Genomic DNA, 14,032 nt, shown 5'->3' on the forward strand with positions numbered 1-14,032 from the left:
TCTTTTTTGCCTGTGTGGTATCCCTCTGCGTTTCTTAACCTTTGTGCCTTTTGCCCCTTGGCGGTGAAGGATTTCTATCTCAAAACCATATTGCATGGTTTAGCAGGTAAAATTACAGCAAGACTATTTCTCCATGAGGTTTCGTATATGGCGTTGCTTTTGCCCCTGTATCGTCGGTTCAAAACTTCGTTATTTCCCAACTGGTTCTCGCAATTGTACGGACAGGACCCTGCCCGCTTGCAAGAAGAGCAAACTCGCTGGTTGAATTTGTTGAGCCGTTTTCAACAGCGCTTCCCCGGGGTGGAGCAGGCGGCTCTTTTCAGCACTCCCGGGCGCACCGAGGTGGGCGGCAATCACACCGATCACAATCAGGGCAGGGTGCTGGCGGCGGCGGTGGATCGCGATGTGATTGCTGTTGCCGCGCCTGCGTCGGATGGCAAAATCATCCTGGCTTCGGAGGGCTACCCCCTGCTGGAGGTAGACACCCGCGATTTGTCCGTTCACCCCAATGAGCGGGGGACGACGCCCGCGCTGGTGCGCGGCGTGTGCGCCCGTCTGGCGCAGTTGGGGTATGCGGTGGGCGGCTTCCGCGCAGTGATGACCAGCAGTGTCCCAAAAGGCTCGGGCTTGAGTTCCTCGGCGGCGTTTGAGGTGGCAGTAGCGACCATTCTCAATCACCTGTACAACGGCGGGCGTATTCCCGCGCTTACCTGCGCGCAAATCGGGCAGTACGCCGAAAATGTGTACTTTGGCAAGCCCTGCGGTCTCATGGATCAAACCGCCGCCGCGGTAGGCGGCTTTGTTTCCATTGATTTTGCCGAACCGGAGCATCCCGCGGTGCATCAGGTGCATTACGATTTTGCCCACAGCGGTTACGAGGTCATCATTGTGGAAACTGGCGGCGACCACGCCGACCTGACCGCCGATTACGCCAGTATCCGCGAGGATATGCAGGCTGTTGCCGCTTTTTTTGGCAAACACGTCCTGCGCGAGGTATCCAGGGAAGAGTTGCTCAGGCATCTGGCGGAACTGCGCCGGCAGGTGCACGACCGCGCCATCCTGCGCGCCCTGCATTTCTTCGATGACAATCAGCGGGTAGAAGAACAGGTAGCGGCACTGGAAGCCAACCGTTTCGATCAATTCCTGCGTCTGGTGCGCGAGTCCGGTCGCAGTTCCTGGATGCTTCTGCAGAACGGCTTTTCCCATCGCAAGCCGGAGCATCAGGGCATCCCGCTGGCGCAGGCCATCAGCGAGATTCTGCTGGGTGAACGCGGCGCCTGGCGGGTGCATGGGGGCGGTTTTGCCGGCACCATTCAGGCATTCGTGCCAAAAGACCAGGCAAATGAGTACATCCAGCGCATGGAAGCCGTGTTTGGCAGGGGGTCCTGCTACCCGGTGAGCATTCGTCAGGCAGGCTCGGTGCGTCTGGATGATGGCGAAGGGGATTCGCAGTTGTAATTCTGAAGTTTCAGACTAAAATACTCATATCCCAATTTGTTCCCGGAGGTGTCTGATGGCGCATTATCCGATTGATCACAGCGATGTCCCTATTCGCCTGTTTAAATCCGGTTTTCTGGAGTTCTTCACCCATATCAGCCCGGTGGTAGTAGTCATCATCTGGCTGCCGGTAGCGGTAGCCTTCATGGCGCTGGAGGTGCTGAGCGGGGGATATGCTGCGCGCGGTGTGGGTTATCTTGTGGGTGGGTTCTTCGTGGGGGTGTTCCTGTGGACTTTTGCCGAATATACCCTGCACCGTTTCCTGTTCCACTACCAGCCCAAAGACCCCAAATGGGAGCGCATTTTCTTTCTGTTCCACGGTGTGCATCATGCGCAACCGCAGTGCAAAACCCGCCTGGTCATGCCGCCGGTGGTGAGCATTCCCATGGCGTTTATCATGTACGGCATCATCTCGTTGATTTTCTCCATCCTGCTGGGGTTGCCGCACTGGGTGTTTCCAGTCATGTCCGGGTTTATTGTGGGTTACCTTTTTTACGACCTGACCCATTATGCTACTCATCATTTCCCCATGCGCAGGGGGATCTGGAAGTACCTCAAACGCTATCACATGCAACACCACTATAAGACTCCCAATGCACGCTTTGGGGTCAGTTCTCCCCTCTGGGATGTGGTTTTTGGCACCAAACCGGCTGACTAAATCTTCCGCAGGAAGTTCACCTGCAAAAGGGCTTTCAGGAACGGTACTGGCGGGAGGGAAGCAATCAGACGAATATTTTCCAGCAACGACCCTTCCTCATCGAGAAATCGAAAGATTCGCTGAGGAGGGTTGTTTTTAAACAGAGCCGTGAAAATTGCCTTGCCTGTCTGGGGTTGTCTGTAGAGAATCTGGAGCAGCAGACGGTCGTACCAGGCGTACCGGCGTGGAGATGCAGGCACGCGGAAGGGAGTGCCGTACTTTTCCAGCGAACGCACAATCTCACGGCTGTCGCGCAAGATGCGCGCAAAGGCGTATCCCGAGGAAGGTTTGACCCGTCCGCCGCGTGTACCGATGTTCATCACCCGCCTGCCGCCTCGGCGGGGCAGGGGATGGTCGGTCATGGGAATCACGCCTTTCTCGACATCGTGGATTTCATAAGTATCCAGCCGGAGCACGTTCTTCAGGTAGGTTTCCAGTCCACGCTGGTATTCTTCATCAGACAGCAGGGTAGGGGTGAAGAAGGTGTACTCTACCAGCGCGCGGTTTTCATTGAACGGCAGAGTGTAGAAGAACTGAAAACCCGTTTCCTGCGAAACGCGGAAGTCAAAAAGGATGGGGATGGAGGAATCCCAGGTGGGTTGTAAGGTTTCAATTTCCCAGCCCAGAAAGTGTTGAAGCAGGTAGTGATATCGTTCGGGTTTCTTTTCTATGAGATTGGGGTCAAAACGGCTGTCGAACACCCATTCTGCCTGATAGGTTTTCCCACCTGCCGCAACCAGAGCAAACTCCGGGGTATCGATAATCTGCGTCACCGGTGCGGTAATCCAGTCCACATTCAAACGAGCCCTGAGGGTTTGTCGGACTTCCTGGTAAAAGTCAATCCCGCGAATCATGTTGTAGCGGTACTCCCCAAGCGGGATGACTTTTTGCCATTCTTCATGAATAAAACCAATTTTCTCCCATGAGCGATAAAAAATCGACGAGAACACCTCATCCCGACTTGACCAGAAGCACCAGGTGCGGTCGTTACGGTTCTTTTCTTCGCGGTCAATGAGCAGAATAGATTGATCCCGCAGTTTGCTGTGTACCAGATAGTAGGCCAGACTCAGTCCAGCCGCGCCGGCTCCAAGGATGATGAAGGTGTATTTCTTCATGGGCTTATCTTTCCATCTTTTTCAACATCCGAAACAGCAAATAAAACAAAAGAAGTACCACAAAAAGAAGAATGACGATCCCACAAGCCCATTTCAGGGCAGATAATACCGAAGCAAGGGCGAGAATACCCTCGGAAGGTTGGGAAAATGCGCTTAAAGCAACGGTAATGGCAATATTTTCTCCGTAATCCATGAGAGCCATCAGAAACGGCACCAGCGGCACCAGTGAAAAACGGGAATCGGTTACAGAGACAACCCTTAACAGGAAAGCCAGCAGAAGAGCGAAAAATGTGCTGTAGAGGGCTGGATAGACCAGATCCGCCGTCCAGGTGATTAGCCGGTACCATTGTTTGCCCTGAACACCCAGTTGGCTAATCTCATCCAGAGCCTGCTCTGCCGTGTAGCCTATCTGCACATCCAGCATATGGGCATCAGATGTGAGGGCGCGCCGCGATAATTCCATCTGCATGGCGGGAAAGATGAGGAGATTGAAGGGAATCAGCGCCATAAAGAGCAGGATGAGAATTTTCCCTGAAGCATACTTGTTTAACAGTGTCAGCCACTGGTGAATCATGGGTTTTCTGTTTCCACAATCTCAATGACTTTTCGAATAGCCTCTATCTGAAGTTCCATGCTCATGGATGGAGTCAATGAGGTGCGCCTTGCCGCCTGTTCGGGAAGAGAGGGAACATGGATAAACCCTGCTGGAATGTCCATGTTGTGAGTTGCGAGAAAGTGCATCAGCGTATAAAAGACTTGGTTGCACAGGTACGCTCCAGCCGAATAAGATAATTCTGCTGGAACACCTTCGGCAAGCAAGCCGTCACGGATTTTCCTGACCGGTAATCGGGAAAAGTAAGCCGTTGGACCATCCGGGGCAATGGGTTGGTCTGTCACCTGTTCACCGGCATTATCGGGAATGCGGAAATCCATCAGGTTGATGGCGACTCGCTCAATCGAAATCGCCGTTCTGCCAGCGGCTTCACCCAGACAGAGCACGGCTTGGGGACGAATTTGTTGAAGGTTCTCCACCAAAATAGCCGGAGCGGTTTTTGCATTGACCGGCAGAATGAGCCCGTGGAAATGTTCGGGGAATATGCTTTGCGAAAGTGCAGTTACAATTTGAGCAGAGGGATTGACATGCGAACCATCGAAGGGCTCAAAACCAGTGATCAGCCAATGTTTCATAGGGATCTCCTCAAGGAGTTTTCTCAACTATTATACCGGACATGGTTGATAGTCCTTTTTGCTGGCATAATGGGGATACTTGTTTTCACTGCTCCAGAGGATGATTCTTTCTGGCGGGTTGGCTTTGGAGTTTCGGAGTCTCTTTCTTCCAAGCAATGGGCGAACAATTTAGGAGCCGGCTGGTATCTGGACTGGCGTGCCTTACCCCGCCATGCCTTGCGTTCCCCTCAATACTGGATGATGATACGCACGTTTCCCGATCGAAATATTCCAGACCTGAACAGTGCCGCGGAAATTGCCCGAACGCATCCGGGAAATGTCTGGATCATCGGAAATGAGCCGGACAACCCTTATCAGGATTCTCTTTCCCCTGAAGAGTATGCTTGGCGTTATGAGCAGTTTTATTCCGCGCTCAAGCAGGCGGATCCTACCTGTCTGGTTGCCATTGCAGGGGTAACCCAGCCTTCGGAGTTGCGCATGCGTTATCTGGAGCGTGTTCTTTCTGCATACCAGAAGCGCGCAGGAGTCCCCATGCCTGTGGACATTTGGACGGTACATGGGTATGTGTTGAGAGAGGAAAGAGGAAATTGGGGGGCGGAGATTCCCCCTGGCATGGATGAAATTACGCAGGGTTTATTGATTGAACCAGAAAAACACGGAGAGATTGCTCTTTTCAAAAGCCAAATCCTGGCTTTTCGAACCTGGATGAAACTGCAAGGTTATCAGGACACTCCACTGGTCATCACTGAAATGGGGATTTTACTTCCGGAAGAATTTGGTTACACACCGGATGCTGTGGCGGACTATCTGAGCGAGACTTTTTCCTGGCTGAATACAGCAATTGACCCCGAGATTGGCTATCGGGCGGACGAAGGCAGACTGGTACAACGCTGGGCATGGTTCAGCCTGGCAGATAGAACGTTTCCCGTTTCTAACCTGTTGGATCCTTCCAGCGGCGAACTCACCCCTGCAGGAAAGGCTTTTCAAACCTTTACCCGCTCACATTCTCGCTGAAAGCGTCTTTATCCACAAACCAGTGCAGTTCACCGCTTGCCGGTTGTATTGTAAGCACCGGGAAGGCCTCCGGTGAAGCATTGGGGGTTTGGATGAAGGTGAAAACTTTCTTTTTGTTTGTTCCACTTACCAGAATCATGGTTGTCACAGCGCGGTTAAGAAAGTGGGCCGTCAGGGTAATTCTCCAGGCTTGCAGTTTTGGCACATAGTTTTCAACTACCCAGCGTTTGGTCTCATGCAAGGCTTGGGTAAACGGGAATAGTGAGGCTGTATGCCCATCTTCTCCCATTCCCAACAACAAAATATCGAATCCCGAAGAGGAATCGGAAAAATACTCTCTCAAGGTTTTTTCGTATCTCGCCGCCGCTTCAGCGGGAGAGTGTTCAGTCTCGATGCGATAAATCCCGGGTTGCCAACGGCTGGTAATCGCATCCAGCATCGTTTCTTTCGCCATGAGATAATCGCTATCTGGATGGTCGGGAGGGACACAACGCTCATCGCCCCAGAAGAAATCAATTTGATTCCACGGAATGCTGGAAAGGTAAGGCTCGGATGCTAACACCTGATACAATTTACGAGGAGTGTTCCCCCCCGAAAGGGAGATAGAACAGCGTTTTTTTTGTTGAAGTGTATCTGTAATTCGTTGCTGGATGAACTTTGCCGCTTCCTGTGCTAGTATTTCCGAAGTGGGTAAGAGATGAAGAATACCTTTAATCATAATAATTTCTTCTCCGTCAAAAAGTGAATTGAATCCCATTGGCTTGCATTTCTTCTATGAATTCCCCATAGGAAAATAAAACTGAAGGTGTAATCAACCCATTGGGCAGGTTTGTGTTACCCAATACGCGGGATGCCGCGTAGCCTGCAATTTTTGCTGTCAAAGTGTAAGGGCCCTTTCCAGAGACAAGAGCCTGTCTCCAATCTTGCTCCTGTTGTTCTTGTACGCCAATGAGAATTTCGAAAGGACTTTCAGCATCTTCCACCGGGAGCGGGTCATGACGGCTGATGAGCGTGTAAACCCATTTCCCGAAAATCGAGCGCATAAAACGGGCAAAGTAGGGGAGAACCACAGGACCCCAGAAACCCCATGAACGGGAGACTGTCATCCAGACTTCTACGCTTCTAACCGGATGTCGCCATGGCACACTGAAAACTTCTGCACTGGGAATTTGAATAGCAGTTTGGACGCCGCTTGGAAACTGAAATTGAGAAGATTTGCCCGCCGGAACCATGCCATTCCAACTGCCATCCTGAAAACCAATCCATGAAGTCGTCAGGCTTCTCAAAGCGGAAAGTCGTGTGCCTTTAGAGATTTTAGTGTCAGGGGTATGGTACACCACATACACGTGTTGTGCTGAGGTTTCCTGTAATAATTTGGCGATGATTACATCAGAGAGCGCTATCTCAAAAGCGCAAGCCGGCAGTAGAAAGGAATGATTTGTTACAGCCATTTTATGATAGGTTTGCAGGCGGTATACAAATGCTAATTCATTGGTAGTGTCTAAATAGTGAACCCCTGCAAACGAAGCCATTTGAGCCACTTTCTCTCCCAAGTCGGTAAACGGACCTGCGCAGTTAATCAACAGGCGCGTATCTTTGAATAGGGGAGGCAGGGTCTCATTTTTTTGCGCATCGGCTACAATCCAGGCAGGTCTGGACGGTAAAGAATTGGACAGTTCTGTCAACCGTTCTCTTGAGCGCCCCGCAATTCGAAATGGAAGTCCTCGACGTTCCAGTTCAGCGGCAATTTTTCTTCCTGTGTAGCCTGTTGCGCCGAAAAGAGTAATCATGATGTGCCTTTCTTTCTACCCGACGTATTGGATCAAGATGCGGTCCACTGCCGCCCCATAACTTTCTCCAAAAATGTTCAGGTGGTTCAGTAAATGATAAAGATTGTATAGAACTTTTCGTTCCTGATACTCGGGCTCAAGCGGAAAAACACTTTGATACGCTCGATAAAAATCGGCTGGAAATCCATGGAACAATTCTGTAAAAGCAAGGTCGGCTTCCCTGTCTCCATAGTAAATTGCAGGGTCAATCAGAATAGGCGTACCTTCTATATCGAATAGCACGTTTTCAATCCATAGATCCCCGTGTAGTAAACTGGGTTTGGGTGTGGCGGGAAGCCATTTCTCAAGATGATCCATCAGTTTTTGCAGGCGCTTGCGCTGTGTTTCGGTTAGTAAATGGTTTTTTAATGCTAACTCAAACTGGAATTGCAAGCGTTGAGTGCGAAAAAACTCAACCCAATTTGCAGTCGGGGAATTCTTCTGAGGAGTACTACCAATGTAATTATCAATATCTAACCCAAAAAATACTGAGTCGGTTTTTAAGTGGTGTAAAGCAAGTTGTTCACCCAATTTTCTGAAGGAAAGAAGAGTAGGGGAGGGGGAGGCAGAAATCCATTCCAGCAACAGATATCCACAACCTTCCAGTTCTTCAGGCGTTCCCAGCGCAATGACACCAGGGGTCTTGATAACACCTTTTTGGGCAATTCGCGAAAGTCCATCCACCTCGGATGGGAATACCGAGGCTAAAGAGCCGCAATTCCATTTTAGGAAATAGGATTTTTCGCCCGCTAAGAGTCGCACCCCATGATGAATACATCCTCCTGACACAGGCTTGGTTTGCACCAGGGTGTCCAGTGGAAGTCCAAGATGCTGAAGAATGGAACGCTGAACCTTAAGAGGTGGATTCATCATCTTTCTGAAAGTGTTTAAGAAGATTCTGACAGGAAGCATGAATAAGGTCAAAAACCTCATCAAAATCCCCTGTATAGTAAGGATCAGGAATGTCCTGAGGGCTTCCTGGAGGGGCAAAATGGGTGAGCCTCTGCACCTTATCAAAGCCTTTCAGTGCTCGCACGTTGTCACTGTCCATGACCAAAATGTGATCATAGTATTCCAAATCGCGAGGGGTGATTTTAACAGCGCGTTTGGTTGGGTTGATTGGAATGCCATGCTTTTTCAAGACCGATAAAGTTCCCGGATGGGGTGGCTCGCCAACTTCCCAGGAGGTGGTTGCGGCAGAAGCCACCTCAAAATGGTTTTCAACACCGGCTTGCTTTACAAGGTGTTGAAAGATGGCTTCTGCCATTGGAGAGCGACATATATTTCCTGTACAAACAAAAAGGATTTTATGACGATGATTTTGATGTTCCATAGAATTAATTTTAATGGCAAAATCGAGTTTGCTGAGAAAATAGAGGAAAGATGAGCAGAAAAATAGCAACCCGTTTTTTAATAGGCTTGGTTTTCTTCTGGAACATTCAGGCGGCAATAGTCTTTCTTGCCTTTCCTCGTGAGTACCTTTCCTCTTTCATACTGAGTGGAAAGGTTGGAGAAAAAGTGATTCAGTCCTGGGGAATTTTGTTTATCATGTGGAATATTCCGTATTTCATGGCAATGCTTAATCCAGAAAAGGAACGTGGATTGGTTCTTGCCTGTTTACTGATGCAACTGGTAGGGGTGGTGGGTGAGACGTTTCTTTATGTGGATTTATCCGAGCAATTCTTCACTGTAAAACAGTCAATCCTGCGCTTTATTGTGTTTGATGGCGCAGGATTGCTGTTTTTGTTCATTGCCTGGTGGTTGTCCAGAGATCAGTCAACCGCCACTGCTTGACGCTTTTGAATTAACTCATCACGCCGTTGCTCCATCATACGGCGCACTTTTTCTGCATCTCTGGGGTAGGTGAAATAGAAGATGGAGAAGAGCAAACCACAAATGACCCATGGGAAAGGTATGGTCCACAGAAGCGCGTTGGTCAACCCAATTTGATCCGCCAGAGAACCGGCGATATAACTGGCAAATGCGGATAAACCACCTTCAATCAGATTGACGATCGAATACGCGCTGGAACGCATTTCGGGAGGAACGACAGCCTGCATCATGGGTTCTTTTGCACCTCGGCCAGGCCAGCCAATCAACAGCGCAGTCACAGAGGCAAAAATGAAGAGTTGGATGAAACTCCAATTTTTTGCCTGTGTGAGCAAGATGTACATGAGAGGAACACCCACGAAAACCGAAAACTGTCCAATGACAGTACGCCCGTATTTGGGGTTTACTTTCTCAGCAAAATCTCCAATGAAACCGCCCAATAAGTTACTGATGGCAGCACTCACCACTACGCCAGCAAATACGAGGGGCGCACTTCCTTTAGGGTCCGAAAAAGAAATATCGTTCGAATAACCCAGTTCGCGCACCATCCAGTTAATGAAGTAAATACCCATGACAACCCAGGGCATGGAGCCGGTGATTCCCTGTAAAATGGCTGCCCAAATGGTGGGGATACGCAGGGTATTGAACATATCTTTCCAGTTAATGGAATATTCCTTTTCGTCATCGTGAGTAATCAGCCCTGCCAGTTCCGGCTCAGCAGAACCACGAGGTGGTTCCTCCACGAGCAGCCAGATGATGATCCCTGAAAGAATACTGGCTAATCCCAAGCCAATAAACCCCCAGCGCCACAGTTCCGGTGAAGCCACAAACCCAAGAGCCAGCACCCCCAGCACGGTCCCCATTAACCCCACCAAACCTATGACCCCTAAAGCGCGCCCGCGCTGATTTTGGGGGTAGTGATCTCCCAGCAAAGAAAATGTTGCTGGCATCAAACATCCCAGTCCCAAACCAGAGATAGCTCTAATAAGCAACATGCTGTAAAAATTGGGTACCAAACCGACAAGGACTGTCCAGATTCCCCAAACCCCAGTCCCAAAGATGAGTACTTTTTTGCGGGAAAACTTATCAGAAACATATCCCCAGAAAGGCGCGCTAACCGTTTGCGCAATACTGCGCAGGGTTTCCATGATTCCTATTTGCTGAAAGGTAATTCCCCAAATGCTTTGAATGATAGGAGAAAGTACCCCCATGGATTGACCTTCGCCTTGGTCGACAAGGTATCCCAAGCCAAGTGCAAAGAGTGTGCGTCCAGAATGTTTGTGTTTTCCCATATATCATCCTTATTGAGAAGATTGAAACCATTTTAGAGCCGACGAAAAGATCTGTCCAGCGAAATTAATCCAAAAATTTCGAGATAAAAGAAAGTAGGGGAGGGGGGTGGACAATCAGATCACCAGCGAATTTAGAATCTTGTGTTCCCTGATATTTTGTTTGTATTAGCGAGTTCACCGAAAAGGAGAGTGTGAAGATAGAGAAATGCATTGATTGGTGTATGGTGGGGGAGGATGAATTTTTTTATTTCAGATTATGTTTTCGATAAGTATTATTATCGAAAACATAATACAGGGATGGTTTTTGCGTTCTAATAAACAATCAAGGCAATGTTCATAGTCTCTCATCAAAATTTAGCCCTTTGAAGAACGATTGCCAATGATCAACTCCATTGAATACACATGAATACCACACATTGTTCCAATATTATATTTGAGGCTGTTGTCAATTCCGTGGGAAGGACTTTCGGTAACAACAGTGCGATTTATCAATTACTACCTCAAACTTAGCCTCTGTCAATTCTTATAGTCGAATAAAACTCAGACGCCGCATCTAATACTATACGAAATTTGAAAAATAATATTTCAATTTTGGATGATTTTTTTGTTTATTTCCGATATAATTTGAGCGCAACATAACAGGTTTTACCTTTGCCCCCTTCCCCACCCTATCCTGTTAGTTTCTTACAAATGTCAGACAACTGAAGGGCCCGTATGATCCGAAAAGCATTACAAATTGTTTACCGCAGACTTACTGAACAGGGCTTACGGATTTCTCTCTTGTGGTTGTACGGACGTGGATTACCTGCCCTGACCGGTATGCCGCTCCTCAGGTTTTCAAGAATAACCCCCAGTCTTTACGTAGGTCCTCAGTACCGGAAAAATGGATTACGTCTTCTTCAGTCTGAAGGAATCCATGCGGTGGTTAATATGCGGGAGGAAAAAGACGACCGGGATTTTGGACTGGCGCCTGCACAATACTGTTACTTGCCTACACCAGATGATGAAGCCCCGACCATAGAACAACTTCATCAAGGCGTTGATTTTATTCAGAAAATTATTCAACAAGGTGGCAAGGTATACATTCACTGCGGTGCTGGAGTTGGACGAGCGCCTACCATGGCAGCGGCGTATTTTATCCATCAGGGAATGAGCGTTGAAGAAGCCATCAACACTATTCGGTTGGTCCGCCCGTTTATTTTTATCACCCCGCCACAGATTAAACAGTTATACCGTTATTACGAAATTGTCCATTCGGATGGACACGTTTCTTAACCCTTTCTGTGGTTAGCACGATGCTGAATCATTTCTGCAAGGATAGAAATGGCGATTTCTTCGGGTGTTTCAGCGCCAATAGGCAGTCCTATAGGCGCATGAACCTGTTGGAGTTTTTCTTCAGGCAAGCCTTTTTCTCGGAGTGACTGGAAAATCAAGTAATTCTTTCTGCGACTCCCAATCATTCCGATATACCCAGCATCAGTTTGTAAAGCCTGTTCCAACACCTGGTAATCCTGTAGGTGGCCACGAGTAACGATGACAATGTAATCAGTTGTCTTAAATTTTCTTTCCCGGAAAATATCTGTAATTGATGACGTCACAATAATTTCATCGGCTTGAGGGAATCGATCTGGATTGGCAAACTCATCCCGGTCATCAATCACTACAACCCGGAAACCTACAGGTTTGGCAAACAGTGCAATGGCCTGCCCTACATGCCCGGCTCCAAAGATGTAAGCGGTAGTTTGAGGCTCATGGTACTCAAGGAAAACAGAAACGCCAGAAATCGTCATAAATTTTGTTTTTGCCTCTATCGACACATCCGACGTTTGGGGAATCCACCCTATCTCCTCGCTGGTTGAGAGGTTCTTTCCGCCATACAGACAGTCCCCATTGTCTTGAAGTCCGATAATTTCTACAAAGTTTTGCGCTTTCTCCTCCCATGTAAGAATGGTTTGCTGTACGTTGAAAAATTCCGAGTCGCTTTTGGGAACGCAGGTAATCAGTACAAGCACTTCCCCCCCACAGATCATATCCATTGAAGCGGCATCCTTACCTGTAAATTGATAAGACTGCAGTTCACCTTTCAGTTGATTTAACCTCACAAGGCATCTTTCAATGACTTTTGCTTCGAGAACTCCCCCACCAATTGTGCCGGCTGTCCTTCCATCCGGAAAAACAAGCATTTTTGTCCCGGTAGATCTCGGAGTTGAGCCCTGATGTGCCACAATTGTGGCAATAACAAAATCTGTTTTATCTTTTAGTTCCAGAATGACTCTGCGAGAGATCTCCATTGCATACACTCCGTTTTTTTACTTCACCAAAGCCCTGATGTTGGGATAAAATACACACACTTTGGAATATGAAAGAGGATGAACGTATGGCTGCCGATAAAGAAATGGCCATTTGGGATCACATTAACGAACTACGCAGTCGTTTGCTCAAAGCCCTGTTCTCTTTAATTGTAACTACTCTCCTAAGTTTCATGTTCTCCCAGTACGCCATTGAGATTCTTGCAAGACCCATTGGCGGAATAAAAAATGTCGTTTCCATTGAAGTTACAGAAAACGTTGGCGTTTTCATGCGTGTTTCTTTGCTTAGTGGTTTTATTCTGGCTCTTCCCTATATCTTATATCAGATTTTTGCGTTTATTGTGCCCGGACTGTTGCCGCATGAAAAACGAATTCTTTTCACCGTAATCCCGATTGCTTCCATTCTATTTATTTCCGGTGTAGCGTTTTCTTACTTTGTCATGTTACCGGCGGCGATCCCCTTTCTGGTTTCTTTTTTAGGGGTACAGTCTTTTATCCGCCTCTCGAACTACATTAACTTTGTAACAAACCTGATGTTTTGGATTGGGGTGAGTTTTGAAACTCCTCTAATTGTGTTTGTTTTGGCAAAGTTTAAGATTGTTAATTCCAGGATGTTACTGGCACAGTGGCGTTACGCAATCGTCATCATTGCCGTAATTGCGGCAATGATCACACCTACAGTAGACCCCGTCAACATGGGGTTATTGATGGCTCCGTTATTTGCGTTGTATTTGCTCAGCGTATTCTTTGCTCGATTCGCCCAATAATCTTATTCTTCTTCCTCGTCACTTGATTGGGCATATTTATCATAAGTTTGCACAGGCGGCACAGGAAGGGATGTTCCATCTTTTCCATGAGTTGAAGAAGTAGACGCATTCAGAGGAACAGACTTTGCAGGAGGATTCAAGTCCAGGTTGACTTCAACTTTCCCTGCTTCTTTGACTGTCTCGTTGATCTCGCGGTTGACTTCCTTGACTGTGTTTTCAACTTCCTCCGCGGTTAATTGCGTAGATTTTCGAATCTCTTCCAGATCTTCTTCCAATCCAGTTTCACGAACAATCTTTGTTGGTAATTCCCGGATTTCCTGGGAATACCCCATAATCTCACGCCAAATAGGCGACTGAACAACTTTACGAATCCATAAACCTATTTGCCTTGCAGTCTTAATCATCCCTTCTGGACCAAGCAAAATGAACATTACAAGAAATATAATAATTAATTCCAGGGGCCCAATGTTCAAGATTTGCATAAGACTGGTTTG

At 48.0% G+C, this 14,032-nt stretch carries 16 protein-coding genes; 6 read left to right on the forward strand and 10 right to left on the reverse strand.

The features are described from left to right. Positions 1 to 147 precede the first annotated feature (147 nt). On the forward strand, positions 148 to 1,458 hold the full coding sequence (locus ANT_RS07465) for a galactokinase (protein WP_013559901.1): 1,311 nt from the start codon (positions 148 to 150) through the stop codon (positions 1,456 to 1,458). A gap of 55 nt (positions 1,459 to 1,513) precedes the next feature. Then, positions 1,514 to 2,155: a sterol desaturase family protein gene (locus tag ANT_RS07470; RefSeq protein WP_013559902.1), complete on the forward strand. Its 642-nt coding sequence runs from the start codon at positions 1,514 to 1,516 to the stop codon at positions 2,153 to 2,155. Here the strand turns inward: ANT_RS07470 and ANT_RS07475 are convergent. From ANT_RS07475 to pcp, 3 genes are read right to left on the reverse strand one after another with little or no spacing between them, the layout of a single operon-like run. After that, complete coding sequence (locus ANT_RS07475; RefSeq protein ID WP_013559903.1) at positions 2,152 to 3,309, reverse strand: lycopene cyclase family protein; 1,158 nt, start codon at positions 3,307 to 3,309, stop codon at positions 2,152 to 2,154. The two genes, ANT_RS07470 and ANT_RS07475, sit on opposite strands and share 4 nt — an antisense overlap. A 4-nt stretch (positions 3,310 to 3,313) precedes the next feature. After that, positions 3,314 to 3,883 (reverse strand): hypothetical protein, encoded by a 570-nt coding sequence (locus ANT_RS07480; RefSeq protein ID WP_013559904.1) that lies wholly within the window; start codon positions 3,881 to 3,883, stop codon positions 3,314 to 3,316. Next, positions 3,880 to 4,497 carry a pyroglutamyl-peptidase I gene (gene pcp, locus ANT_RS07485; RefSeq protein ID WP_013559905.1) on the reverse strand — a complete coding sequence of 206 codons (618 nt, stop codon included), beginning with the start codon at positions 4,495 to 4,497 and terminating at the stop codon, positions 3,880 to 3,882. Before pcp ends, ANT_RS07480 begins: the two co-directional genes overlap by 4 nt. Positions 4,498 to 4,566: 69 nt before the next feature. Here pcp and ANT_RS07490 point away from each other — a divergent pair, with 69 nt between their 5' ends. Continuing rightward, complete coding sequence (locus ANT_RS07490) at positions 4,567 to 5,511, forward strand: glycosyl hydrolase (RefSeq protein WP_013559906.1); 945 nt, start codon at positions 4,567 to 4,569, stop codon at positions 5,509 to 5,511. Here the strand turns inward: ANT_RS07490 and pgl are convergent. From pgl to ANT_RS07510, 4 genes are read right to left on the reverse strand one after another with little or no spacing between them, the layout of a single operon-like run. Further along, on the reverse strand, positions 5,489 to 6,229 hold the full coding sequence (gene pgl / locus ANT_RS07495; protein ID WP_013559907.1) for a 6-phosphogluconolactonase: 741 nt from the start codon (positions 6,227 to 6,229) through the stop codon (positions 5,489 to 5,491). The two genes, ANT_RS07490 and pgl, sit on opposite strands and share 23 nt — an antisense overlap. Before the next feature lie 16 nt (positions 6,230 to 6,245). Further along, positions 6,246 to 7,301, reverse strand: coding sequence for a saccharopine dehydrogenase NADP-binding domain-containing protein (locus ANT_RS07500; protein ID WP_013559908.1), 1,056 nt, complete (start codon positions 7,299 to 7,301; stop codon positions 6,246 to 6,248). A gap of 15 nt (positions 7,302 to 7,316) precedes the next feature. Then, on the reverse strand, positions 7,317 to 8,144 hold the full coding sequence (locus tag ANT_RS07505; RefSeq protein ID WP_172634588.1) for a fructosamine kinase family protein: 828 nt from the start codon (positions 8,142 to 8,144) through the stop codon (positions 7,317 to 7,319). A gap of 49 nt (positions 8,145 to 8,193) precedes the next feature. Continuing rightward, entirely contained in the window at positions 8,194 to 8,790 is a 597-nt protein-coding gene (locus tag ANT_RS07510; RefSeq protein ID WP_197534096.1) for a low molecular weight protein-tyrosine-phosphatase, read from the reverse strand. A gap of 68 nt (positions 8,791 to 8,858) precedes the next feature. Between ANT_RS07510 and ANT_RS07515 the strand changes: the two genes are divergently transcribed. Next, complete coding sequence (locus ANT_RS07515; protein ID WP_172634589.1) at positions 8,859 to 9,134, forward strand: hypothetical protein; 276 nt, start codon at positions 8,859 to 8,861, stop codon at positions 9,132 to 9,134. On the opposite strand, the gene ANT_RS07520 is transcribed toward ANT_RS07515, so the two are convergent. Continuing rightward, a complete protein-coding gene (locus ANT_RS07520; protein ID WP_013559912.1) occupies positions 9,113 to 10,462 on the reverse strand; it encodes an MFS transporter in 1,350 nt (449 codons plus the stop codon). The genes ANT_RS07515 and ANT_RS07520 overlap by 22 nt on opposite strands. A gap of 714 nt (positions 10,463 to 11,176) precedes the next feature. Here ANT_RS07520 and ANT_RS07525 point away from each other — a divergent pair. Continuing rightward, complete coding sequence (locus tag ANT_RS07525; RefSeq protein WP_013559913.1) at positions 11,177 to 11,737, forward strand: protein-tyrosine phosphatase family protein; 561 nt, start codon at positions 11,177 to 11,179, stop codon at positions 11,735 to 11,737. Here ANT_RS07525 and ANT_RS07530 read toward each other — a convergent pair. Beyond that, positions 11,734 to 12,753, reverse strand: a complete 1,020-nt coding sequence (locus tag ANT_RS07530) for an XdhC family aldehyde oxidoreductase maturation factor (protein WP_041454818.1) — start codon at positions 12,751 to 12,753, stop codon at positions 11,734 to 11,736. The two genes, ANT_RS07525 and ANT_RS07530, sit on opposite strands and share 4 nt — an antisense overlap. An 86-nt stretch (positions 12,754 to 12,839) precedes the next feature. Between ANT_RS07530 and tatC the strand changes: the two genes are divergently transcribed. Further along, the gene (tatC, locus tag ANT_RS07535) at positions 12,840 to 13,538 is read left to right on the forward strand and encodes a twin-arginine translocase subunit TatC (RefSeq protein WP_049784849.1); all 699 of its coding nucleotides are present in this window, start codon (positions 12,840 to 12,842) and stop codon (positions 13,536 to 13,538) included. A 2-nt stretch (positions 13,539 to 13,540) separates the two neighbouring features. On the opposite strand, the gene ANT_RS07540 is transcribed toward tatC, so the two are convergent. Then, a complete protein-coding gene (locus tag ANT_RS07540; RefSeq protein WP_013559916.1) occupies positions 13,541 to 14,020 on the reverse strand; it encodes a twin-arginine translocase TatA/TatE family subunit in 480 nt (159 codons plus the stop codon). Between the last annotated feature and the right edge of the window lie 12 nt (positions 14,021 to 14,032).

Origin of the sequence: Anaerolinea thermophila UNI-1 (assembly GCF_000199675.1) — a bacterium.
In the GTDB taxonomy this organism is placed as follows: domain Bacteria; phylum Chloroflexota; class Anaerolineae; order Anaerolineales; family Anaerolineaceae; genus Anaerolinea; species Anaerolinea thermophila.

What these genes read in the sequence shown, in the direction of transcription:
- ANT_RS07470 (WP_013559902.1), top strand. Translation starts at nt 1,514, where the DNA reads ATGGCGCATTATCCGATTGATCACAGCGATGTCCCTATTCGCCTGTTT.
- ANT_RS07500 (WP_013559908.1), bottom strand. Translation starts at nt 7,301, where the DNA reads ATGATTACTCTTTTCGGCGCAACAGGCTACACAGGAAGAAAAATTGCC.
- ANT_RS07530 (WP_041454818.1), bottom strand. Translation starts at nt 12,753, where the DNA reads ATGGAGATCTCTCGCAGAGTCATTCTGGAACTAAAAGATAAAACAGAT.
- ANT_RS07520 (WP_013559912.1), bottom strand. Translation starts at nt 10,462, where the DNA reads ATGGGAAAACACAAACATTCTGGACGCACACTCTTTGCACTTGGCTTG.
- pgl (WP_013559907.1), bottom strand. Translation starts at nt 6,229, where the DNA reads ATGATTAAAGGTATTCTTCATCTCTTACCCACTTCGGAAATACTAGCA.
- ANT_RS07465 (WP_013559901.1), top strand. Translation starts at nt 148, where the DNA reads ATGGCGTTGCTTTTGCCCCTGTATCGTCGGTTCAAAACTTCGTTATTT.
- ANT_RS07540 (WP_013559916.1), bottom strand. Translation starts at nt 14,020, where the DNA reads ATGCAAATCTTGAACATTGGGCCCCTGGAATTAATTATTATATTTCTT.
- ANT_RS07525 (WP_013559913.1), top strand. Translation starts at nt 11,177, where the DNA reads ATGATCCGAAAAGCATTACAAATTGTTTACCGCAGACTTACTGAACAG.
- ANT_RS07490 (WP_013559906.1), top strand. Translation starts at nt 4,567, where the DNA reads ATGGGGATACTTGTTTTCACTGCTCCAGAGGATGATTCTTTCTGGCGG.
- tatC (WP_049784849.1), top strand. Translation starts at nt 12,840, where the DNA reads ATGGCTGCCGATAAAGAAATGGCCATTTGGGATCACATTAACGAACTA.
- ANT_RS07480 (WP_013559904.1), bottom strand. Translation starts at nt 3,883, where the DNA reads ATGATTCACCAGTGGCTGACACTGTTAAACAAGTATGCTTCAGGGAAA.
- pcp (WP_013559905.1), bottom strand. Translation starts at nt 4,497, where the DNA reads ATGAAACATTGGCTGATCACTGGTTTTGAGCCCTTCGATGGTTCGCAT.
- ANT_RS07475 (WP_013559903.1), bottom strand. Translation starts at nt 3,309, where the DNA reads ATGAAGAAATACACCTTCATCATCCTTGGAGCCGGCGCGGCTGGACTG.